Genomic DNA, 377 nt, shown 5'->3' with positions numbered 1-377 from the left:
GCTGAGGACACCCTCGAAGGTTGCAATCAACGTTGTTGACAACGTCACCGCCCGACCCTAGGGTGGGGCATGTCCGTGCTGAGCGTCCCCGAGGACTGGAGCGGCGGTCTCGAGGACCTCGTCGACATCGCCAACGCGCTCCTGCCCGACGTCCTCCCGACCGACCGCAGCGGCCGCGCGAAGGACGAGGTGAACGCCCGGCTCGTGCGGCACTACACCACCGAGCGTCTCCTCGACGAGCCCGCGCGCGTCGGGCGCGAGGCGCGCTACACGCGGCGTCACCTGCTGCAGCTGCTCGCGCTGCGCAAGCTCATGGCGAGCGGGTACGGCACGTCGGCGGTGCGCGGCGGTCTGCGCTCGCGCTCCGACCGTGACCT

1 protein-coding gene is annotated in these 377 nt (G+C 71.1%); it reads left to right on the top strand.

What is annotated here, in order from left to right; all coding sequences use genetic code 11:
• Window positions 1-69: 69 nt before the first annotated feature.
• Window positions 70-377 (top strand): MerR family transcriptional regulator (locus DEIPI_RS0106735; protein WP_027481276.1); only part of this gene is annotated, 308 nt, incomplete at its 3' end.

It is taken from the genome of Deinococcus pimensis DSM 21231, from assembly GCF_000519345.1.
Lineage (GTDB): Bacteria > Deinococcota > Deinococci > Deinococcales > Deinococcaceae > Deinococcus_A > Deinococcus_A pimensis.
Note: the sequence above shows the minus strand (reverse complement) of the source record. Positions and strands in the feature narration are given on the sequence as shown.